The sequence below is a fragment of the Cryobacterium sp. PH31-AA6 genome (assembly GCF_030063195.1).
GTDB lineage: Bacteria > Actinomycetota > Actinomycetes > Actinomycetales > Microbacteriaceae > Cryobacterium.
The window spans coordinates 56,252-77,811 of record NZ_JASISS010000006.1; the positions used below are offsets into that span (position 1 = coordinate 56,252).

22 protein-coding genes are annotated in these 21,560 nt (G+C 68.6%); 14 read left to right on the forward strand and 8 right to left on the reverse strand.

The window, feature by feature from the left end; genetic code table 11:
* The first annotated feature begins 87 nt into the window (after positions 1 to 87).
* The 7 genes from QMG61_RS06650 to QMG61_RS06680 all read left to right on the forward strand — a co-directional run bounded on the left by QMG61_RS06650 (position 88) and on the right by QMG61_RS06680 (position 7,302).
* Entirely contained in the window at positions 88 to 1,290 is a 1,203-nt protein-coding gene (locus QMG61_RS06650) for a pyridoxal phosphate-dependent aminotransferase (protein ID WP_283493549.1), read from the forward strand.
* A 186-nt stretch (positions 1,291 to 1,476) separates the two neighbouring features.
* On the forward strand, positions 1,477 to 2,415 hold the full coding sequence (locus tag QMG61_RS06655; protein ID WP_283493550.1) for an ABC transporter ATP-binding protein: 939 nt from the start codon (positions 1,477 to 1,479) through the stop codon (positions 2,413 to 2,415).
* Positions 2,412 to 3,293 (forward strand): ABC transporter permease, encoded by an 882-nt coding sequence (locus tag QMG61_RS06660; protein ID WP_283493551.1) that lies wholly within the window; start codon positions 2,412 to 2,414, stop codon positions 3,291 to 3,293. Before QMG61_RS06655 ends, QMG61_RS06660 begins: the two co-directional genes overlap by 4 nt.
* Positions 3,294 to 3,354: 61 nt before the next feature.
* Entirely contained in the window at positions 3,355 to 4,731 is a 1,377-nt protein-coding gene (locus QMG61_RS06665) for a histidine kinase (RefSeq protein WP_283493552.1), read from the forward strand.
* Positions 4,728 to 5,351, forward strand: coding sequence for a response regulator (locus QMG61_RS06670; protein ID WP_283493553.1), 624 nt, complete (start codon positions 4,728 to 4,730; stop codon positions 5,349 to 5,351). The genes QMG61_RS06665 and QMG61_RS06670 overlap by 4 nt, the downstream gene beginning before the upstream one ends.
* An 83-nt stretch (positions 5,352 to 5,434) precedes the next feature.
* Entirely contained in the window at positions 5,435 to 6,745 is a 1,311-nt protein-coding gene (locus QMG61_RS06675) for a PspC domain-containing protein (RefSeq protein WP_283493554.1), read from the forward strand.
* Entirely contained in the window at positions 6,742 to 7,302 is a 561-nt protein-coding gene (locus QMG61_RS06680) for a hypothetical protein (RefSeq protein WP_283493555.1), read from the forward strand. The genes QMG61_RS06675 and QMG61_RS06680 overlap by 4 nt, the downstream gene beginning before the upstream one ends.
* Positions 7,303 to 7,465: 163 nt before the next feature.
* Here the strand turns inward: QMG61_RS06680 and QMG61_RS06685 are convergent, their stop codons facing one another.
* From QMG61_RS06685 to QMG61_RS06695, 3 genes are read right to left on the reverse strand one after another with little or no spacing between them, the layout of a single operon-like run.
* On the reverse strand, positions 7,466 to 8,644 hold the full coding sequence (locus tag QMG61_RS06685; RefSeq protein WP_283493556.1) for a UDP-N-acetylmuramate dehydrogenase: 1,179 nt from the start codon (positions 8,642 to 8,644) through the stop codon (positions 7,466 to 7,468).
* 4 nt (positions 8,645 to 8,648) lie between these two features.
* Positions 8,649 to 9,107: a MaoC family dehydratase gene (locus tag QMG61_RS06690; RefSeq protein WP_283493557.1), complete on the reverse strand. Its 459-nt coding sequence runs from the start codon at positions 9,105 to 9,107 to the stop codon at positions 8,649 to 8,651.
* Positions 9,104 to 9,550: an FAS1-like dehydratase domain-containing protein gene (locus QMG61_RS06695; protein ID WP_283493558.1), complete on the reverse strand. Its 447-nt coding sequence runs from the start codon at positions 9,548 to 9,550 to the stop codon at positions 9,104 to 9,106. Before QMG61_RS06695 ends, QMG61_RS06690 begins: the two co-directional genes overlap by 4 nt.
* 55 nt (positions 9,551 to 9,605) lie before the next feature.
* Between QMG61_RS06695 and QMG61_RS06700 the strand changes: the two genes are divergently transcribed.
* The 3 genes from QMG61_RS06700 to QMG61_RS06710 all read left to right on the forward strand — a co-directional run bounded on the left by QMG61_RS06700 (position 9,606) and on the right by QMG61_RS06710 (position 11,562).
* Complete coding sequence (locus QMG61_RS06700) at positions 9,606 to 10,076, forward strand: GNAT family N-acetyltransferase (protein WP_283493559.1); 471 nt, start codon at positions 9,606 to 9,608, stop codon at positions 10,074 to 10,076.
* Between the two features lie 71 nt (positions 10,077 to 10,147).
* Positions 10,148 to 10,759, forward strand: coding sequence for a HEAT repeat domain-containing protein (locus QMG61_RS06705; protein ID WP_283493560.1), 612 nt, complete (start codon positions 10,148 to 10,150; stop codon positions 10,757 to 10,759).
* Positions 10,760 to 10,812: 53 nt separating this feature from the next.
* A complete protein-coding gene (locus QMG61_RS06710; protein WP_283493561.1) occupies positions 10,813 to 11,562 on the forward strand; it encodes an SGNH/GDSL hydrolase family protein in 750 nt (249 codons plus the stop codon).
* Positions 11,563 to 11,676: 114 nt separating this feature from the next.
* On the opposite strand, the gene QMG61_RS06715 is transcribed toward QMG61_RS06710, so the two are convergent.
* Positions 11,677 to 12,573 carry a carbohydrate kinase family protein gene (locus QMG61_RS06715; RefSeq protein WP_283493562.1) on the reverse strand — a complete coding sequence of 299 codons (897 nt, stop codon included), beginning with the start codon at positions 12,571 to 12,573 and terminating at the stop codon, positions 11,677 to 11,679.
* 214 nt (positions 12,574 to 12,787) lie between these two features.
* Entirely contained in the window at positions 12,788 to 12,949 is a 162-nt protein-coding gene (locus QMG61_RS06720; RefSeq protein ID WP_283493563.1) for a hypothetical protein, read from the reverse strand.
* A gap of 217 nt (positions 12,950 to 13,166) precedes the next feature.
* Between QMG61_RS06720 and QMG61_RS06725 the strand changes: the two genes are divergently transcribed.
* Positions 13,167 to 14,141: an ornithine cyclodeaminase family protein gene (locus QMG61_RS06725; RefSeq protein ID WP_283493564.1), complete on the forward strand. Its 975-nt coding sequence runs from the start codon at positions 13,167 to 13,169 to the stop codon at positions 14,139 to 14,141.
* Positions 14,142 to 14,177: 36 nt separating this feature from the next.
* On the opposite strand, the gene QMG61_RS06730 is transcribed toward QMG61_RS06725, so the two are convergent.
* A complete protein-coding gene (locus QMG61_RS06730; RefSeq protein WP_283493565.1) occupies positions 14,178 to 14,507 on the reverse strand; it encodes a helix-turn-helix transcriptional regulator in 330 nt (109 codons plus the stop codon).
* Positions 14,508 to 14,606: 99 nt separating this feature from the next.
* Between QMG61_RS06730 and QMG61_RS06735 the strand changes: the two genes are divergently transcribed.
* Entirely contained in the window at positions 14,607 to 15,551 is a 945-nt protein-coding gene (locus tag QMG61_RS06735) for a sodium-dependent bicarbonate transport family permease (protein ID WP_283493566.1), read from the forward strand.
* Positions 15,548 to 15,859 (forward strand): P-II family nitrogen regulator, encoded by a 312-nt coding sequence (locus tag QMG61_RS06740; RefSeq protein ID WP_283493567.1) that lies wholly within the window; start codon positions 15,548 to 15,550, stop codon positions 15,857 to 15,859. The genes QMG61_RS06735 and QMG61_RS06740 overlap by 4 nt, the downstream gene beginning before the upstream one ends.
* Before the next feature lie 15 nt (positions 15,860 to 15,874).
* Here the strand turns inward: QMG61_RS06740 and QMG61_RS06745 are convergent, their stop codons facing one another.
* Together QMG61_RS06745 and QMG61_RS06750 are read right to left on the reverse strand one after the other, a co-directional pair.
* The gene (locus QMG61_RS06745; protein WP_283493568.1) at positions 15,875 to 16,351 is read right to left on the reverse strand and encodes a universal stress protein; all 477 of its coding nucleotides are present in this window, start codon (positions 16,349 to 16,351) and stop codon (positions 15,875 to 15,877) included.
* A gap of 83 nt (positions 16,352 to 16,434) precedes the next feature.
* Positions 16,435 to 18,633, reverse strand: coding sequence for a putative bifunctional diguanylate cyclase/phosphodiesterase (locus QMG61_RS06750; protein WP_283493569.1), 2,199 nt, complete (start codon positions 18,631 to 18,633; stop codon positions 16,435 to 16,437).
* Between the two features lie 540 nt (positions 18,634 to 19,173).
* Between QMG61_RS06750 and QMG61_RS06755 the strand changes: the two genes are divergently transcribed.
* The gene (locus tag QMG61_RS06755; RefSeq protein WP_283493570.1) at positions 19,174 to 21,453 is read left to right on the forward strand and encodes a putative bifunctional diguanylate cyclase/phosphodiesterase; all 2,280 of its coding nucleotides are present in this window, start codon (positions 19,174 to 19,176) and stop codon (positions 21,451 to 21,453) included.
* Positions 21,454 to 21,560: the final 107 nt, after the last annotated feature.

Consider the following 21,560-nt stretch of genomic DNA (forward strand, 5'->3'; position numbering starts at 1 on the left):
AAAGCTGGGGTCACTCTGGGGCGGCGGAATGCGAGATTCACGGCTCCGGACCTTCGCGGGGGCGGTACGCCGCCCTATGCTCGAAACGTGACTCACGAACTCAAGCGCATCTCTACCCGGATCGGTTCCATCGCGGAGTCGGCGACTCTCAAGGTCGACGGAAAGGCCAAGGCGCTCCAGGCTGCCGGTCGACCGGTGATCAGCTTCGCCGCCGGCGAGCCTGATTTCCCGACCCCTGAGCACATCGTTGAGGCCGCCCTTGCCGCGGTGCGGGACCCGAAGAATCACCGTTACACCCCGGCGGCCGGGCTGCCCGATCTGCGCGAGGCCATCGCGGCGAAGACGCTCAGGGACAGCGGCCTGGCCATCTCGCCCAGCCAGGTGGTCGTCACCAACGGCGGCAAGCAGGCGGTTTACCAGGCCTTCGCCACGCTGCTCGACCCGGGCGACGAGGTCATCGTGCCCACGCCGTACTGGACCACCTACCCTGAGTCGATCCGTCTGGCCGGGGGCGTGCAGGTCGACGTTTTCGCCGGAGCAGACCAGGGCTACCTGGTCACGGTCGAGCAGCTCGAGGCCGCGCGCACCCCGCGCACCAAGGTGCTCCTCTTCGTGTCACCGTCCAACCCCACCGGCGCGGTCTACTCCCCCGAACAGACTCAGGCCATCGGCGAATGGGCCGAGGAAAACGGCCTGTGGGTCATCAGCGACGAGATCTACCAGAACCTCACCTATGACGGAGTGAGAGCAGTCTCGATCGTCGAGGCCGTGCCCGCGCTGGCCGACCGCACCATCCTGGTCAACGGCGTCGCGAAAACCTATGCGATGACCGGCTGGCGCCTCGGCTGGATGGTGGGTCCGCAGGACGCCATCAAGGCCGCCGCCAATCTGCAGTCGCACCTGTCCTCCAACGTGTCGAACATCTCCCAGCGCGCCGGCATCGCCGCCCTCACCGGGCCGCAGGATGCCGCGCTCGCCATGCGGGACGCCTTCGACCGCCGACGCAAGGTCATCGTCGCCGAGCTGAACAAGATCCCCGGCATGGTGACCCCGACGCCGCAGGGCGCGTTCTACGTCTACCCCGATGTCACGGGCCTGCTCGGGCGCACCTGGGGCGGCGTCACCCCGACCACATCGCTCGAACTCGCGGACCTCATCCTCGACCAGGTCGAGGTGGCCGCGGTTCCGGGCGAGGCCTTCGGGCCGAGCGGCTACCTCCGCTTCTCCTACGCGCTCGGCGACGCCCAACTCCTCGAGGGCGTGCAGCGCCTCCAGCGCCTCTTCGCCTAACCCTCCCCGCCCCACCCCGCCCAACCTCGTCCGCGGGCCCGCGAGAGTGCACTTTTCGCCCCTTCGACTCCGCTGAGGGGGCCAAAAGTGCACTTTCGCGGTGGGGACGGCATCCGTCGATCGGTGGATGGGCGGGTCGACCGGGCGAGGCTTTCGCCCAGCGCGGCGGGGTGGGAACCTACTGGTATGGAAACCTCATCCCCGGTCGTGCGCGTGCGCGACCTGCACAAGTCCTATGGCGGGCTCGAGGCCCTCCGCGGCATCAGCTTCGACATCCGGGCCGGCGAGACCTTCGCGCTGCTCGGCCCGAACGGGGCAGGCAAGAGCACCGCGATCGAGATCCTCGAGGGCTACCGCGACCGCACTTCCGGCGACGTGAGCGTGCTCGGCGCCGACCCGCAACGCGCGGGCCGGGCCTGGAAGGCCCGCCTCGGAATCGTGCTCCAGTCCACCGGCGAGAGCGGCAACGTCACCGTCGCCGAACAGCTCAGTCACTTCGCCGGGCTCTACCCGAACCCGCGCCGGGTGTCCGAGGTGATCGACGCCGTCGGCCTTGCCTCGAAGGCGAAGACCCGCATCAGCAAGCTGTCCGGCGGACAACGCCGGCGGGTGGATGTCGCGCTCGGCATCATCGGCCGGCCGGAGCTCCTGTTCCTGGACGAACCGACCACGGGCTTCGACCCCGAGGCACGGCACCAGTTCTGGGACCTGGTGCGGCGGCTCAAGGCGGAGGGCACCACCATCCTGCTCACCACCCACTACCTCGACGAGGCCGCCCAGCTCGGCGACCGGGCCGGGGTGATCAACGACGGGCGGCTCATCGACATCGGCACCATCGACGAGATCGGCGGGTCGCAGGCGCGGGTTCCCCTGGTGCGCTGGCGGGATGCCGACGGGGCCCCGCGCGAGGTGCGCACGCAGGAGCCTGGCCGAGTGGTGGCCGGCCTCATCGCCGCGGGCGGGGAACCGGCCGGCCTCGAGGTGATCCGGCCCAGCCTGGAGGATGTCTACCTCGGCCTCGTCCGCGGCGAGCGCCGGGGCCATAACAACGAAACCGGCGCCGACAATGGCGACGAGACCACCGGCACAGCCGGTGGCGACAGCGAAGAGGAGGTGCTCGCATGAGCGCCGTCGGCACGAACACGGCAAACGGGGCCCCTGCAGCGGGCGCCCCGTCCCTCGGCGGACTGGGCGGCATCCTGCGGCTCGGTGCGTCCCGTGTGCTCTACGAGACCCGGGTCTATTTCCGCACCCCGGACACCGTGTTCTTCACGTTCCTGTTCCCGTTCGTCATGCTCGGCATCTTCACCGCGGCCTTCGGCGCGGCCGGGAACATCGGCGAGAACGCCGACGGCACCGGGGGGATCAGCGTCGGCGCCTACTACCTGCCGGCCATGCTGGCCGCGGGGATCCTGCTCTCCGGCGTGCAGAACCTCGCCATCGACATTGCCGGCGAGAAGGGTGACGGCACCCTGAAACGACTCGGCGGCACGCCGCTCTCGCCGCTCAGCTACTTCATGGGCAAGCTCGGCGGGGTGCTGGTGACCGCCCTGATCCAGGCCGCGCTGTTGATCCTGGTCGCCCGGTTCCTGCTCGGCATCGACCTGCCGACCGAGGCGGGCAGGTGGTTCACCTTCGCCTGGGTCTTCCTGCTCGGCGTGATCACCTGTGCCTTCCTCGGCATCGCGCTCTCGGCCCTCCCCCGCTCCGGCAAGAGTGCCGCAGCCGTCGTCATCCCGATCGTGCTGATTCTGCAGTTCATCTCCGGCGTCTACCTGCAGTTCTACGTTCTCCCAGAGTGGATGCAGAACCTGGCCGGCGTGTTCCCGCTCAAATGGGTGGCGCAGGGCATGCGCGGGGTGTTCCTGCCGGAGGGGTTCGCCTCCCTGGAGCAGACCGGCGAGTGGGACTTCCCGATGGTGGCCCTGAACCTGGCCGTCTGGCTCGTGATCGGGCTCGTGCTCAGCCGCGTGACGTTCCGCTGGATCCGGAAGGACGCGTGATCCGCGTGCCTGCGGCACGGATGCCCGCGGCCGGCCCGCACGTGCGGGGCAGGCTGGTGCCATGACCAGCCTGCGCTGGTGGGACACGGTCATCGCCGGATCGCTCCTGGTGATGGCCGTGATCGCGGCCCTCGACTCCGACTTCGCCGGACCGGGGCGGGCCGGCGCCCTGATCACCCTGGCCGCGATCGGCCTCTGCTATCTCGCGTTCGGGCGGCGGGGCATCCGCCGGGCCGCCGAGTGCGCGGGAGCGGCCTCCACCGGGGTCTCACCCGATGCGGTCGCCTCCGCCGGGGTCTCACCCGCGTCATGGACGTCGGCCGGACGCTCTCCTGCCGCGGTCTTGCCGGGCGGAACGCCACCAGCCGTCCCGGCCGGCGCCGGCGCGCAGACCGCGTTCCGGGTCGCCCTCATCGTCGGGTCCGGCGTGGCCGCCGCGTTCAACCCGAACCTGGCGGCCCTGCAGGCGATCAGCTTTCCACTGCTCTGGGTGCTCACCCCGGGCTTCCTCGCGTCCGTCGCCCTGAGCGCTCTGCTCGCCGTCGTAGTCGCCGCCGGTCTGACGGTGAGCCTCGGTGGCGGCCTGGGCGACCTTCTGCAAGCCGGCGCCGTCGAGGCGATCTCGTTCGTGTTCGCGGTTGCCCTCGGTGCCTGGATCACCCGAATCTCCCGTGACGGCAACACCCAGCGCCGGTTGCTCGCGGAACTGACGGCAGCCCAGGACGAGCTGGCGATCCTGCACCGGGATGCCGGCGGCGCCATCGAGCGGGAACGCCTGGCCAGGGAGATCCACGACACCATCGCGCAGAGCCTGACCAGCCTCGTCATGCTCGCCCAGCGCGCCCACACCGAGCTGGGCGCCGAATCCGCCGCGGGAGCGAGCGTCGACCTGATCGAGGACACGGCCCGTCAGGCGCTCACCGAGGCGCGCGCGCTCGTCGCCGCCATGTCACCCGTGCGAGTGAACGATTCGACCCTCGCCGAAACGGTGGGTCGCCTGGCCGAGCGCTTCGGCCGGGAAACCGGTATCCAGGTTGACGCGGAGGTCACCGTGGCCGGCCTCGACCGCGAGCTCGAGGTCGTCCTGTTGCGCTGCGCGCAGGAGGGACTCGCGAACGTGCGCAAGCACTCCCGGGCCGGCGCTGCATCCGTCTGCATCGACCAGAGCGGCGAAACCGCGACCCTGACCGTGCGCGACGACGGCCGGGGTCTCGGTGGCTATTCGGCCGAGCGGGAGAACGGATTCGGCCTGTCGGGGATGCGTGACCGGGTAGGCCTCGTCGGCGGCAGCCTCTCGATCACGAACGGAGTCCCCCGCGGCACCGTGCTGCGGGTGAGCGTGCCGCTGCGTGTCGATGCCAGGCGGAGCACCCCCGTGATCCGCGTACACGGCGTCGCCTCGCTCGCCGACGACGACCTCACCCGGAGCACCCCGTGATCCGCGTGCTGGTCGCCGACGACCATCCGATCGTGCGCGGCGGGATCGCCCTGCTACTGGGCGCGGCCGACGACATCGTCGTCGTCGGGGAGGCCGCTGACGGTGAGGAGGCGGTTACGCTGGCCGCCGCGCTGCGCCCCGACGTCGTGCTGATGGACCTGCGGATGCCGCGCGTCGACGGCGTCGAAGCCACCCAGCGCATCCTCGCCGCACACGACGCCACCCGGGTGCTGATCCTGACGACCTACGAGAGCGACGACCAGATCCTCGGCGCCATCGCCGCCGGCGCGAGCGGCTACCTGCTCAAGGCAGCACCCCAGGCCGAGATCATCGAGGGCGTGCGCGCGGTGGCCGGCGGCCAGACCGTACTCGCCCCGACCATCGCGGCCAGGCTGGTTCACCGGGTGCGGGCGGATACAGCGCCGTCGCCACGTCTGTCCGCCCGGGAACTCGACGTGCTGCGGCTGGTCTCGGCCGGCCAGAGCAACCCCCAAATCGGACGTTCACTCTTCATCAGCGAGGCCACGGTCAAGACGCATCTGCTGCACACCTTCGAGAAGCTCGCGGTGAGCGACCGCACCAGGGCCGTCACCCGGGCGATGGAACTCGGGCTGCTGTAGCGCGGCATCCGTCGGCGACCGCCGGCCGGCCCGGTCCGGGGCCCGCCATTGTCGACTCGGCGGAGCGCGGGCACACTGTGAGCATGACTGACTCAGCGCAGCAGGGCTCGGGCCGGGCCGGGCCGACACCGGCCGCGCCTCCGCCGACGTCCGGCGCCCCGGGGAGCGGCGACCGTTTCTTCGACTGGAATCGGTCTACCGGTATCGTGCGTGGCAGCGACCGGTGGTTCGCCGGGGTGTGCGGCGGGATCGCCCGCCGTGCGGGACTGAACCCGCTCCTGGTGCGGGTCATTGCGATCGTGCTGGCCGTTCTCGGCGGGCCGGTGCTGTTCGTTTACGTGGTCGGCTGGGCACTGCTCCCGGACGCGCAGGGTCGCATCCACGCCGAACAGGCGCTGCGCGGGGTCTTCGAACCGGTGATGATCGTGATCGTGGCGGTGCTGGCGATCAGCTTCGTGTCCTACTCGCGCGACCTGTGGTGGCAGAACCCGCAGGCTGCGCTGGGGCTGCCGGTCTGGCTGTCCACGACGCTCGCGGTCGGCTGGAGCATCGGGGTCACGATCGGGATCATCTGGCTCGTCGTGTTCCTGGTGCGGCGCACCTCGGCCCCACCCGGCACTTACCAGCGGCACGGCGCCGTCGACTATCCGGCCGGCTTCGCAGACGAGGGGGCGAATGCCCGGCGCGGCGCGGCAGCCGGCCAGGCGGGGCGAGGGACCTGGCGGGACCGACGTCAAGGAGCCGGCTTCTCAGCGATCGTGCTCGGGCTCGCGCTGACCGGGGGTGCCGTCACGGCGGGGCTGTGGTCGGCCGGAACCTGGTCGACGGCTGCCTTGATCGTCGGCCTGGCCGTCACGGTCGGCGTTCTCGCCCTCGGTGTCATCATCTCCGGGATCCGCGGCCGCGAGGGCGGCGCCATGGGCGGCCTGGCCTTCCTCGCCGCCGCCGCGCTCGTGCTGCTCGGCGTCTTCCCTGGCGGAACAGCGTTCTTCCCCGTCGGCGCTCCGGTCTGGACGGTCAGTCCGGTCGCGGCGGGTGCACCTCCCGGTTACGTCGTGCTGGCCGGAAAGTCCACCATCGACCTGTCGCGCTTGGACGAGCCGGGCGGCTCGGACGAACGCACCATCGACATCTGGATGGGCATGGGCGTCACGGAGCTGATCCTGCCGACGGACCGGGCGGTGCAGGTCGAGGCCGGCGCTTTCATCGGCGGCATCAACTACTCCGCAGACCCGTCGAGCCAGGGTCTGGGCGGCCTCTTCTTCCACGACCAGCGTGCCTTCAATGACGACGGCACCCGGGCCATGCCCCGGATCCGCGTCTGGACCTTCCTCGGCCAGGTCACCATCGCCAATGACAACGGCAGCCCCTCGACCAGCCAGGAGAACCGATGACCGAGAAGGATGCGGCAACCACCACCGCCGCCACCGAAGCACCGGGGCCCGTCGGCCCCTCGTATTCGAACTCGGCCGGCTCCCTCCCCGCGGAGGACGCAGACCTGGCCGCCGTGCGGGCTCCCGCGCGCCCTCCCGGGCCGCAGGAATCCCAGGAATCACCGGAAGCACCGGAAGCACCGGAAGCACCGGAAGCGCGACCTGCCACCGCCGTGCCGGTCGAACCAACGGCCGTCACGCGGGTGCCCGCCGTACCGGTGCCCATCGAACCGGTGCCCGTCGCATCCGCCAACGTCGCGCCTGATCCGCTCCCGACGGCGACACCGCAGGCCGCCTCTCCCCCGCACCTTGCCGCCCCGGCCGGCCGACCCCGCCGGCCATTGTTCGGCACGATCCTCTGGGGCGTCATCCTGCTCACGTTCGCGGCCTACATGCTCTTATCGACCCTGTTGCCCCGCCCGGTCGAACCTACCCTGTGGCTACTCGGCGGGGTCATCGCCGTCGGCGTCCTGCTCGTCGTCGCCGGAATCGCGGCCTCACTGCGTCGGGCCGGCTAGCGCTCCCCAGCGAGCCGGCGTGCACGAGCCCGACCGGCGGCGCTCGCGGCACGTGTCCCGGAACCCGGCGTGTGGAGCAACGTGCGCCGAGTTCCATTGGACGGGCCGCGAGCGACAATGCGCCCGGGACGGCCCGGGAGGGGCCGCGCCCTGCCGGGCGCGGCTAGAGGGTCACGCCGACGAGCAGGGGCTCCGGTTGCAGGATCACGCCGAACTCCGATTGCACCCGGCCCTGCACGAAGCGGGCGAGTTGGCCGATCTCGTCGGCGGTCGCCCCGCCGACGTTGGTCAACGCGAGGCTGTGCTTGCTCGAGATCGCCGCGCGCGACCCGGGCAACCTGAAGCCACGCGATATCCCGGAATTCTCGATCAGCCAGGCGGCGCTGAGCTTCACGAGCGGCACCGGTGTCGCGTCTTCGACCGGGCCGACCCCGTAGTACTCCTCGATCGGGATGACCCGGTCGGGCGGGTCGGGGTCGGTCAGCGGCCAGCGCGGCGCCGACGCCGGCATTGTGCGGGAGAAGGCCAGCGACACGATCGGGTTGGTGAAGAACGAGCCGGCACTGTTCGTGTCGGGGTCGCCGGCATCGAGAACCATCCCCTTGGCGCCGCGCAGGGCGAGCACGGATGCCCGCAATGCGCCGAGCGGAACCCGGTCGCCGACCTGCACCCCGAGCGCCCCGGCCAGCTGCGGGTAGGCGACCGGCGTGCTGAGTGCGCTGCCGAGCACGGATGCCTCGGCCCGGGTGTCGTGCAGTTCCAGTTCGACCGCGAGCACGAGGCCTCGGAGCCCCTGCTTGAGCGCCGAGGTGCGGTAGCCGAGCTGGAGTTCGGCCGCGTCGATCCGGCGGAGCACGCCGGTCTCGTAGTCGAGGAAGTCGATCGCGACCAGGCTGTCCGAGAGCTCCTGGCCGTAGGCGCCGATGTTCTGCACCGGGGCGGCCCCGGTCGAACCGGGGATGCCGGAGAGCGCTTCGAGGCCGGACCAGCCCTCTGCGACCGTGCGGGCGACGAGCTCGTCCCACGGTTCGCCGGCCTGCACGCGCAGTCGCACCCGGTCCGATGCGCTCGCCTCGGCGTCGGCGGCGGCACCGGTCGCCAACACCGCCACGCCACGGGTGAGCACTCGAATCACGGTGCCGTCGAAACCCTCGTCGGAGACGACCATGTTGGAGCCGCCGCCGAGCAGCATCCACTCCTCACCTGATCCCCACACCGTGCGGGCGGCGTCGACGAGCTCCAGCTCGGTCGCCGGAGAGAGCAGCCGCGCCGGTTGGCCACCGACACGCATGGTGGTCAGGTCGGCGAACCTCGGGAGCGGCCCGGAGCCGGTTCTCGGCACGGCCTCAGGCCCCGGTGCGTGGGCGGTCGGCCAGGCTGACGCGTGCCTGCGCCTTGCCGAGCACGGTCACCTCGTTGAACGACACGGTGAGGTCGATGCGCACGATGCCGGCATCCGCGTCGATCGAGCCGACCTTGGCGACGACCGTGACGACGGCGCCGGCGGCCGGGTCGACGAGCACGGGGCGGGTGAAGCGCACCTGGTAGTCGAGGATGCGGCCCGGGTCACCCGCCCAGTCGATGACGGGCTGCACCGCCAGGCCCATGGTCAGCATGCCGTGCGCGAGCACGCCGGGCAGCCCCACGGACACGGCCACGTCGTCGCGGTAATGAATGGGGTTGAAGTCTCCGGAGGCCCCGGCATACCGCACGAGGGAACCCCGGGTCAGCGGGAAGGTCGCTTCGGCGACGACGGCGCCGACGACCAGGTCGCCCAGTCGTGGGGTGGTGCTGATGATGCTCATTCGTCTCCCCTGACGACAAGGGTGGAGGTCGCGGTCACGACGTGGGCGCCGGATGCGTCGACGACTCGGGACTCGGCCGTCACCATGGAGTGTCCGCCCAGGCTCTTCACGCTCGCCACGGTCAGCGTCGCCGTGAGCTCGTCACCGGCGACGATGGGGCGGCTGAAGCTGAACCGTTGGTCGCCGTGCACGACCCGGCTGAAGTCGATGCCGGCGTCCGGCTCGGCCAGCAGCTGGGCCAGGGTGGCTTCCTGCACGACCACCGCGAAGGTGGGCGGGGCGACGACGTCGGCGTAGCCCGCTGCGCGCGCGGCATCCGGGTCGTGGTTGATCGGGTTGGTCGCGAAGACGGCGCGCGCAAATTCACGCACCTTCTCCCGGCCGACGAGATAGGGGGCGACCGGCGGGAAGACCCGGCCCTGCAGTTCGGGGTTGACAGACACAGGAGGAGTTTACCGGTCGCGATCGAACGCGCGCCGATCAGGCAGACTAGGGGATGTGAAAATCGCCCGCGTACGCCTGACCGACCCCGAAGTGGCCCCACTTCTCACCGATCTCGGTCGCGAGTACGAGGAACGCTACGGCGGAGGCGGGGCCGACACGGTGCACGACGTCGAAGCGGGCGCCTTCGACCCGCCTACCGGTGGTTTCATCGTGCTGCTCGACGGCGCGAACACAGTCGCCGGCGGCGGCATCCGCCAGCTGGACGAGCGCACTTGCGAGGTCAAGCGGATGTGGACCAACCCGGCCTACCGTCGGGCCGGCCACGCGTCCACCGTGCTCACCGCCCTCGAGGAGCTCGCCCGCGAACTCGGCTACCGGATGGTGCGCCTGGAGACCGGCTACGCCCAGCCGGAGGCGCTCGCCATGTACCGCCGCCTCGGCTATCGGGAGATCGGCAACTACGGTATCTACGACCGGGCGACCGGGTTCGAGCGCACGATTCCGGTCGACGATGACGCCAGCTGAACCACGATCGGCCCCTGGGGGAAACCCGGCATTGGCCTGCACCCCGCGCGCTTGCTAGTTTTGGCAGTGCCATGCCTAACAAATTAGATCTACACCCCGACCTTCCCATCGACCTGCCCACGGCGGAGCGCATCCACGCCGCCGTCCTGCACTATGGCGAACAAACGGTGATCGACAACTCCATCGCCCTCCTCCGTGCCAAGAACGCCGGCAAGGACTTCCTGCTCTACGCCGGCGGACGCCACGCCCTGGGCATCCTCGAAGGCGCTCCCGCCCTCTACTGGCCCGAGCTGTGGGGTGCCCGCGCCCTGCTCTACGTCTGGAGCGAGGCAGCCGCGCCGTACGTCGTGGTCGGACTGAACAACCAGGCCTGGCGGGTGCGCGAAATGTGCGCGCGGGTCATCCTGCTCCGCGACCTCCAGGTTGCCCCGAAGCTCGTGCGCCTGACCACCGACGAGGTGCCGCGGGTGCGCGCCGCCGCCCTGCACGCGCTCGCCGCCCAGGGCACCGCCGACCACCTCGCCACGATCGTGCAGCGCCTGCGCGACCCCGACAAAGAGGTTCGCCGCGCGGCCCAGCAGGCCAGGGACGTGCTCTCCGGCCGCTGGAACCTCCCGAAGGACCCGAGCCAGGGCGTCGAACAGACCCACGGCACACGGCACACCCACGACGAGAGCGAGTAGCATCGCCCCTGCCCGGATGCCTGTTCGGGCACTCGCAGGGTGAGGGGATCCTGATGTTCCAGCGCTACGTCGCCATTGGTGACAGTTTCACCGAGGGTGTCGGCGACGACCTGCCGGACGGACGGCTTCGCGGCTGGGCGGACCTGGTCGCGCTCGGCATCGCCGAGGCATCCGCCACCCGGGTCTCGTACGCGAACCTCGCCGTGCGCGGGCGCCTGCTCGGTCCGATCGTCGCCGAGCAACTGGAACCGGCCCTCGCCCAGGCCCCCGATCTTTTGTCACTCTGCGGCGGCGGCAACGACCTCATGCGGCCGCGGGTCGAGATCTCCTATGTCATCGATCTGATGGGCAAGGTCGTCGATCGCGCGCTCGAGCGCGGCACGCACATGCTGGTGCTCAGCGGCGGGAACCCGTCGCGGCACCTACCGATGGGTGCGGTCATGCAACGGCGCGGCGACCGGCTGGCCGAGGCCGCCCGCGATGCGTTCGTGCGGCCGGGTGTCACCCTGGTCGACAACTGGGGCGACCCTCTGCTCGCCGAGGGACAGTTCTGGTCGGTCGACAAATTGCACCTCAACGCCCTCGGGCACACGCGGGTCGCGTCCAACGTGCTCGAGGCGCTCGGCGTGCCGGTGCCCGCCGAATGGGCCGGCCTCGAGGCCGCCGCCGCTGGTCGGGTCCCCGGTACCGCGGCCTACTACCGCGAATACGTGCTGCCATGGATCGGGCGCCGGCTCACCGGACGCTCGTCCGGCGATGGACGACCGCCCAAACGTCCCCTCCTCGAGCCCGTCGACGCCTGAGTCGACTGAGCTGCCGACGAGATCGACGCCGGGTCTGACGCCGGGTCTGCACCTGGGCCGCCGTCTCACGCCACAGGCTCCGATGATCCGGTTTCTCCCGGGTGGCGCCCGGCGTCAGACGACGGGCGGCACCCGGAGCAGGGCACCCTCTTCGCGGCAGGTGGCGGCCGCGATGCGCATGGCGGCGGCCAGGAGACGCTGCCAGCCCGGGGCATCCGTCGGAACGCCCGTGGCCAGGATGGTCTGCACACTGGAGGCCAGGGTCGCGTCGCCGGCGCCCATCGTGTCGACCACGGCGCCGGGCAACGCACTGATCGGCTCGCTCACGAGCAGCCCGTCGTCGGTCTCGATCGTCGCCCCGTCGCGCCCGGCGGTCGCCAGCACGTGGTGTGCTCCGGCGGAAAGGAGCCGGGCGCGCAGCTCAGGCAGGGTGCTGCCGTAGAGCAGCTCCGCGTCTTCGTCTCCGACCTTGGTCAGCAGGCTGCGGGCCGCGACACGTTCGAAGTTGCGCACGAAGGCCTCACGGTCGGCGAGCATGCCGGCGCGCGGGTTGGGGTCGATCACCAGGCGCTGTTGCGGATCGGTGACCGCCGCGAGGAAGGCGTCGGTCTGGGCCCCGTCGTCGAAGGGGAAGCAGCTCACGACGACCAGGCGCGCGGCGTCGAGTGCGGCGCGCTCGGCATCGCCGAATTCGATCCGGCGCTTCTTCGCGGCCTCGTTGAAGGCATAGCGCGGCTCGCCGTCGGTGCGGTCCGAGGTGGCCCGGGAACTGCCGTGCGGGCCTGGTGTGGCGATCAGGGCCACGTCGTGCGCGGCGAGGAAGTCCCGCAGCGCCGCGCCATCGGGGTCGTCGCCAACCATGGCGATGAGGGTCGTCGGAACTCCGAGCACGGCGAGGCCAACGGCCACGTTCAGCGCCGCGCCGCCCGGAAACTCGCGCAGGGACTCCGCGTCACGGAGTTCGTCGATGAGTGCGTCACCGACGACGACGACGCGGTTGGTTTCAGTCATGCGGTCTGTCTCCCCTGCTCGGCGAGCGATCAGCCCGATAGGCCCAGTTTAGGTAGTCCCGATAGCGGTCGCGAGGAGACCGTGCGAACGCCCGGAGAACGGGACTGCCTACCGCCAACAGCACGGACCGCCCGGCAGCCCGGCAGTCGGGCGGGCGGTCGGGCGGTCGGGCGGTCGGGCGGTCCGTGCGTGCTGCGACCCCCAGTGAGGCCGCTTAGGTGCGGCGGCCCGAGATCGATCGGGCCAGGAACATGATCACGGCGATGACGAGGAGAACAACCCCGACCCAGAGCAGGAACTGCAGGGACTGCACGAACCCGCCTGTGAGGAGAAGCACGACGGCCACGATTGCGACGATGACCAATAAAAGGTTCATGATTGCCGACCTCACTGTGTTCTATTGCCGAGGGAATTCCCCGGCAATCGGCAGCTTATTTCCAACCCGGCGATTCCGGTAGCTTTTTTCCTTTCGGGAAGTCTCCCGGGGAATCCGTCACCGCTGGGCGACGCGCGCCGGGGTCAGCCGCGACCGTGACGAGTGCGACCGTGGCGACCGGGATTCGAGCTTCCTGACCGGTTAGTATGCTCATCTCATGGCACGAGATTCCCAGGACCGTCTCGGGCCCGACGGCCGGGGCATGACCGACACCACCGGACCACCCTGGATCTCCGGGGCGGAGATCTTCCGCCGGGTCGGATTCCGTGCCGCCGCGCGCGCGATCGATGACGCCCTCCGTGGCGGGCTCGACCCGGCGGCGGACTTCGACCGCGGCATCCTCGAGCTCGAGCGCGGGCAGCTGCTGCTGATGCCCGCCCAGGCCGCGGAGTTCGCCGGCGTCAAGGTTGCCACCGTCGCCCCGGGAAACCCCGCCATCGGCCGGGAGAGGATCCAGGGCGTCTACCTGCTGCTGGACGCGGTGACACTCGGTCCGGTCGCCCTGCTCGACGGCGCCGCACTCACGACCCTGCGCACCCCGGCCGTCTCAGCCGCGGCCGCCGACCATCTCGCCCCCGCACGGATCGAGCGGATGGTCGTGTTCGGCTCCGGACCGCAGGCCTGGGGTCACATCGAGGCGATGCGCGGTATCCGGGAGATCGGCGAGGTCACCATCGTCGCCAGGCACTCCGGCCGGGCCGCGGACCTGGCTGCTCGAATCCGGCAGTCCGGCCAGGCCGCGAGCGTCGGGGCCTCCGCCGATGTGCGGAGCGCCCAGCTGATCGTCTGCGCGACGACGGCACGCACCCCGCTCTTCGATGGCAGCCTCGTGCCGGCCGACTCCTGCACCGTCGCCGTCGGGTCACACGAACCTGGCGCCCGCGAGCTGCCCTCCACCCTCGTCGGCCGGGCTCAGGTCGTCGTCGAGGACCTGGCCGTGGCACTGCGCGAGGGCGGAGACGTGCTCATCCCGATCGAGGAGGGCGTCATCGCAGCCGACGCGCTCGTGCCGCTCCGCTCCATCGCGACCGGGGCCACGGCGGTCGACCTGGATCGGCCGCGCGTGTTCACGAGCTCCGGCATGTCCTGGGAAGACCTGGTCGTGGCCACGGCGGTGCACCGCGCCCGGTGACCCGACCGCGGATAGTCCGCCCGGCGTCGGACGAGACTACCGACCGCCGGTAACCTGGTCAGCCGCCCCCGCGGCTGGGGCCCCGGCAGCCGAGTCGAGATCGAGCGCCTGGAGTAGCTCACCAATCTGGCGGTGGCGCTCCAGGGGATGCCGGAGGGGAAGTTCCGGGAAGAGCTGATAGTGATTGCGGCGACCGTCGCGTTGCCGGCTGAGATAGCCGGCGGCGACCAGTTCGGCGATGATGCGCTGGGCGGCACGTTCGGTGATGCCCACCTCGGCCGCGATGTCCCTGAGCCGCATGCCAGGGTCCTTGGCGACGCACAGCAGGATATGCGCGTGATTCGTCAGAAAAGTCCATTCAGCCACCTCAACATCCTAGTTGACACACGTTTCGGAAAACGCGCTAAGTTATTCATGTATTGTAAAGCGCGTAATTGACGTGAAATCGAATGGGGCACCTGCTACGTGATTGATCCGGTAATCCTCTTCTTCGTCCTGGGCGCTGTCGCCGGGCTCCTGCGTTCTGAATTGCGGCTCCCCGCAGCGATCTACGAGTTCGTCACGATCGTGTTGCTGCTCGCCATCGGGCTCAAGGGCGGCGTCGAACTCGCGAGGCAGCCGTTCGGCGCCCTGGCGCCCCAGTTGCTTGCCGTGGTGGCGATGGGGCTGCTACTCCCCCTGATCGCATTCCCGGTGCTGCGTTACCTGGGTCGTCTCCCCCGAGCGGATGCGGCGTCGATCGCGGCCCACTACGGCTCGGTGAGCGTCGGTACATTCGCCGTGGCGGTCGCGTACCTGGGAAGTCGACAGATCGACTTCGAAGAGTACATGCCCGTGCTTCTGGTCGCGCTGGAAGTGCCGGCAATTCTGGTCGGAATCGTGCTGGCCCGCGGCCTCTCCCGGCAGACGCAGTGGAAATCGGTCGGGCACGAGGTCTTCCTGGGCAAGGGCATTGTGCTCCTCCTGGGCGGCCTGCTCATCGGCTGGATCGCGGGGCCCGATGGACTGGCGTCGATCGAACCGTTGTTCGTCGACCTGTTCAAGGGCTTCCTCGCACTCTTCCTGCTGGAAATGGGCTTGATCACGGCGGCGCAAGTGGGAGGCCTCCGCCGCCACGGCCCGTTCCTCGTGATCTTCGGCATCGCGATGCCGCTCTTCTCCGCGCTCGTCGGGACCGGACTGGGCCTGTCCCTGGGGCTCTCGGTCGGCGGGATCACCATCCTGGCAACGCTGGCGGCGAGCGCCTCCTACATCGCAGTCCCGGCCGCCATGCGCATCTCCGTGCCGGAGGCCAATCCGACTCTGTCCCTGGCGGCCGCGCTCGGGATCACCTTCCCCTTCAACGTGCTGCTGGGGATTCCGATTTACCACGCCCTCGCCGTATGGGCAGACGCATTCCTGAAAGGATGAGACCGGTGGAAAACAACAAGCGAAAGCTCCTGACCGTCGTCACCGAGGCAGCCCTCGAGGCGACCCTTATCAAGGACCTGGACCGACTCAATGCGCACGGGTACACCATCAGCGACGTCCGCGGCAAGGGCAGTCGCGGCGTTCGGCATGCCGACTGGGATCTGAACGCCAGCATCCGCGTAGAAGTGGTGTGTGATGCGGCGACGGCGGAAACGATCGCGACCCACCTGCAAACGCACTACTACGACAACTACGCGATGATCATGTTCACCAGCGACATCTTCGTGGTGCGGCCGGAGAAGTTCTAGGCCCGCGGCATCCTCTCAACGCGGGGGACGAGCCACGAGAATGGGGCACGCCGCATGCCGCACGCATTGCTCGCTCACCGAGCCGAGCAACATGCCCGCGAGACCGCCCAGCCCGCGGGAGCCCACAACAAGCATCCGGGCATCACGAGACGCGTCGATCAGGCTCTTCGCCGGCCCGGCATGCACCGCGCGAAAGCTGATCGGAACCGTGCCATGTCTCTCGGCCGCGGCGCGGGTGTCCCGCACGAGCTCGCCCTGAACCGCCGCCGCATATTCAGCGAACGACGACACGTAGCCGAATTCCCAATTGGCGGGCTTGGGGGCCGTCGCGATCGACCAGGCCCGGACGACCACGACGGGCGCCGTCAATTGCTCGGCGAAGTCCAGCGCGGTGGCCAGCGCGTAGTCCGCGTCGCTCGATCCGTCATGGCCGACCACGATGCTGCCGGCCGGAGCCTGCGGAACGTTTTCACTCCCGATTCCATCACTCATGGCCGGTCCTCCTCAGCGGGTGACAGCGGCATCCTGTGGGCACATGCCGCACTTAATATGAATCCAGATTACCGAATTTGAATTCACCCGTCCAGCACCTGTGCTCCTGTCGCACTCGATGGTGTGGTGGCCCGGTGCGGTTCGACAGCGGGCACCTGACGCGCCCTCCAGCGGTCCCTCCGTTCGTGCTCGACGAGTTCGGTGGCCTCCAGCATGGGTCCCGATACGAGGTGAGTCTCGTCTGTGGCCGGCGCGGGAGCCAGCCGCAGGGACGGCACGTGCTCACCGGACTCTTGTGGGCTGGGTTCGCGGATCAGTGCGGTGAGCCAGTCGATGAGGAATTGGCTGGAGCCGGAGTGCATCCCCGGCATGTCGTGTTGTTGTGCGTGCCATCTTTTCACCTCAGCGGAGGCGTTGGCTTCGTTGATGAATCGAGTGAGCGGGCAGCGGTCGAGTTCCAGCGGGTGCGGTGCGGCCAGTCGGGCGAACTTCATGTGATAGGCCAGAGCGCCGAGCGGAGTCTGGATCAGCGACAGGTGGGATCCGAGGGTCAGGGAATCAGACCACCGAAGGCAGTCTTCCGGCGGCATCGGCTTGGCAAAGTAATAGCCCTGGCCCAGCGGTGAACCGAGGACGGTAGCGGCTTCGGTCAGGCTTTCGTTCTCCAGCCCTTCGATAACGACGTTCATGCCCAGGTCCCGGCCTAATTGAATGAGGGTTGCCAGGACGCTGAGCGTTTCCCAGGGTCTGTTCTGGACGTGGAGAAGTAATCCGCGATCGAGCTTGATGCTGCTGAACGGAAACGATGAGAGCCTTTGCAAACTGCTGTAGCCGGATCCGAGATCATCCATGGCTAGGCCCACTCCCAAGTCGACGAGCTCCCGCAACGCTGTCCGCTGCGCGTCGAGGCTGATGACCTGGGATTCCAGCAGTTCCAATCCCAACCGCCCCGGTTGGATTCCATGGGCGTCGAGGAGCTTGTGGACGAGCGCCGGTGTCGACCCGTCGAGCAGGATTGCCGGCGGCAGGTTCACTGACACGTCGTGACGGACGCCCTCTCGATCCCACGCCGCCAGGATTTTCAACGCCCGATCGAGGACGCCGACGAACAAGACGCGCAGATCCTCAGTCCCGAAGTGGGGCAGGAACTCATCGGGGTACGCGACACGTCCTCCGGGTAGCTTCAGGCGCGCCAGGGCCTCGAACAGGTGCACGGTCCCATCGCGAAGATCCACCACGGGCTGGAGGTGAACAATGATGTTTCCGCTCGTCACAGCGTCTCGATAAGCTTCCGGACTCCGTTCTTCTCCCGTGCCGGAGCTCCCGTCGGTGCTGCCACCGTGGCCGTTGTCTTGTGAGCGGATGCCGGCGTGCTCCGCGGTTTCCCACCAGATACTCCGGTTGTTTCGCCGCTCCTTGGCTACATAGAGCGCCTCATCGGCGCTGCGCAGAATGGACCGGCTATCGGTGCCGTCCTCGGGAACCAGCGCGATCCCCAAACTCATTCCGATTCGGACCTGCTGGCCGTCAACGGTGAAGGGCTCCTCGACTGCCTCATGGACCCGATGGAGCATTCCGGGTAAGTCCTCGTTTGCGGTGCGACGGGTGATGTTTTTGAGGATCAGGATGAATTCATCCCCGCCCATCCGGGCCAGCACATCGCCTTCACCCAGACGCGAGAGCACACGAGCCGCCCACTGCCGCAACACTGCATCACCGGCGGCATGACCCAGGGCGTTGTTGACGAGACGGAAATCGTCCAGATCAATCAAGCCGACCGCCACCGTCATTTCCCGGTGAACGGCGCGTTTGGCCACTTCCTCCACCGCCCGTTCGGCCGCCGTCCGGTTCGGCAGCCCTGTCACGGCGTCGTGCAGCGCCTGGTTCTGCAACTGATTCAGCAAGGCCACGTGGTTGCTGATATCGCGTTGGATACTCACATAGTGGGTGATCGCGGTGTTGGCGCCCACCCGCATCGGGATGATCTTCAGCGCTGTCCAGAACGCCGAACCGTTCTTACGGTAATTGAGGATTTCGCCTTCGAAGACTTCCCCCGACGCGATGACTTCCCTCATGATGCGTCTCGTAGTGGAATCGGTGCCCGGTCCCTGCAGGACACGACAGTTCCGGCCGATCAATTCAGCCTTCTGATAACCCGTCATGGCGGTGAAAGAAGCAGAAACATACAGAACGGCCTGCGCCGAGTCGGTTATCAACGCAATATCAGAGGTCGCCCCTCTGGCAGCCGCGAGCACCGAGGCGAGGCCATTATCCTCGTCCATGTTTCCAGTCGTCCCCGGGGGCATAGTTTCCTTCAGTGAGACCGAACAAACAAATACTGTGACCATGAGCCTACAATCGAAAAATCGCTGGTTCGGCCTCGAAGACCACCTCCTCGCCGGCGCACGCACGATCGGCAATCGCATCAGTGACTTCACCACGCCACGGCGGCCGCGGATTCACGACGACCAGTCAATCGTGCTGATCCTCCGGCTCGGACATCGTCGCGAGATATGCGAATCCCGACAAGTGACCTCTGGGGACGATCTCGAACCTCGTGCGGTGCCCGGTCGCGCTGGCGATCCCGCAGCCGTCGACGTACAACGAACGGGGCACGGATGCCGAGCCGTTCCCCCAGTTAGGGGCGATCGCATCGGATAGACCATTCCTCTTACTGATCTGCCTCAACGGGCCGGTAGATTATGGGCAGATCTGGGGGGGGCTATGTTCACGACGCGGTGTGCGTGCGTTGGCGGTGACGCGACTGTCGCCCGTGCCGTAAGTGTCACCTTGGGGTTGTGGGTGATGAGACCATGATGCGTGTGCGGCTTGATTCCGTTCTGGTCTGGACGATGGGCCTGGTTGCGGCGGCCTACCTGGGCGGAGTGATCTGGCAGGGCGGCGTATCTCATCCGGCCGTGGATCTCTGGCTGTCGTTATCGACGTCCTGGTTGCCCGCGGTGGTGTGCTGGCTTGCGGTCGCACGGGTGGGGTCCCGGCGCACGGAAGTCCTGCTCGCAGCCCTGGCGATGACCTTCCTGGCAGTCGGGGACACCTACTACGCCCCGTTGACCGGCGACTGGTCACCCCCGTTCCCCAACCCGGGTGACCTCGGCTACATGGTGTTCTACCTGCTGATGTTGGTCATGTTGGTCATGCTGGTGCGCCTCGACGTTCGCGGGCAGTCGCGGTCGGTATGGCTGGATTGTGCCGTGGGCTCGCTCGGGGCGGCTGCGGTGTTGGCAGTTGTGCTCAACCCCGTGATGGCCTCAGCCTTGGCGGGTTCCTGGTCGTTGGCCACGGCTGTGGCGGTCGCCTACCCGCTGATGGACATGTTGCTGGTGGCAGCCGTCACGGGGATAGTGGTCGTGCGGGGTCTCCGTGGGGGCGATCGGCTGGTCGTGCTGATCCTGGGACTGATGATGTACGCACTGGCGGACGTCGTCTACGCGTTGCAGGTGACCACAGACAGCTACGTGCTCGGAACTCCACTCGACGCCCTCTGGGCGATCGGGATCGCCCTCATCGCGCTGTATGTGCACGGTTCGGCGCGCCGAACCGTGCCGAGAGTCCCAGATCTGCCCACCCCGAACCGTGCGGCGTCCCTGATCATGTCGGGGCTCGCCACCCTCGCTGGGCTCGGGGTGCTGGTGATGGGCACTCGGACTCATGTGTCTTCTCTGGCCGTTGCGTTGGCCGGGGCCACGGTGTTGGCGGCGGCAGCTCGCACGCAGGTGGCCTTTCGTCAGATCCTGCGGATGGCGGACCTGCGCCGTCAGGCTACTAGCGACCATCTAACCGGTCTGCCGAACCGGCGGGCGCTGTATGCTCAAGCGGGCGCTCGGATGGGGGACCCGGTTCGTGAGCGCCACGCTTTGCTGTTGATGGACCTGGACAGGTTCAAGGAGGTCAACGACAGCCTGGGCCACCAGGCCGGAGACAGACTGCTCATCCAGGTGGGTGGCCGCCTCAGCGAGCAGCTGCGGGCGGGAGACCTCCTCGTGCGTCTGGGCGGTGACGAGTTCGCGCTCCTGCTCGACGGCGCGGGCGCCGAGCAGGCCACCGCGGTGGCAGCCAAGCTCTGCGCGGCCCTGGCCGAGCCGTTCGCCCTGGATGACGTCGCGGTTCACAGCACCGTGAGCATCGGCTTCGCCCTATTCCCCGATGACGGCCATGACCTTGACACCCTGCTGCGCAAAGCCGACGTGGCGATGTACAAGGCCAAGGCCTCCGGCGACGGATATCACGCGTACGGCAACGGCGACGACACCGACTTCACCACCCAGCTGCGCACGGTCGATGAGCTGCGAGCCGCCCTGACCAGCGACCAGTTCGTCCTGCACTACCAGCCCAAGATCAACCTGCCCGCCGGCGACGTCCACGATGTGGAAGCCCTGGTGCGCTGGAACCACCCGACCCGCGGCCTGCTCTACCCGGACGCCTTCCTGAACCTGGTCGAAGAAGCCGGACTCATGCGAACCCTGACCCGGGTGGTGCTCCACATCGCCCTGGACCAGGCCGAGCTCTGGGAAGCGGAGGGCCGAGACCTGACGGTCGCCGTCAACCTCTCGGCCAGCTCCATGATCGACACCGACCTGCCCGACGAGGTGGCCGCCATGCTGACCGACCGCGACCTCGGACCAGGCGCATTGAAGTTGGAGATCACCGAGGAATTCCTCATGGCCGACCGCGACCGGGCCCGGGACATCCTGACGCGGCTCCGCCTGCACGGTATTCAGATCTCCATCGACGACTTCGGTACCGGGTACAGTTCGTTGTCTTACCTGCGGGACCTGCCCATTGACGAGCTCAAGCTGGACCGCTCTTTCGTGGCGCCCATGGTCGACGATGCCCGCGCCGCAGCCCTGGTCGCCTCCACCATCGGGCTGGCCCACAGCCTGGGCCTGCGCATGGTCGCCGAAGGCGTCGAGAGTGCGGACGCATACGACGAGCTCGTCGCCCTCGGCTGCGACCAGGCCCAGGGCTATCACATGTCCAGGCCAGTGCCCGCCGACGAGTTGAACGTCTGGCTCAACGCCCGGGGCACCATCGGCGAACTCACCGCCCCCGCCCGCTTCTTATACGTCCCCGACTTCGACTAAGCAGCGAAAGACGATCGAGGCCGGTGTCCACGCCCGGCGGTTACTCGTCGCTCCGCAAGCCGGATCTGTAGGACACAGATTCGGCGCCACCTCGCCGAGAACTCGCA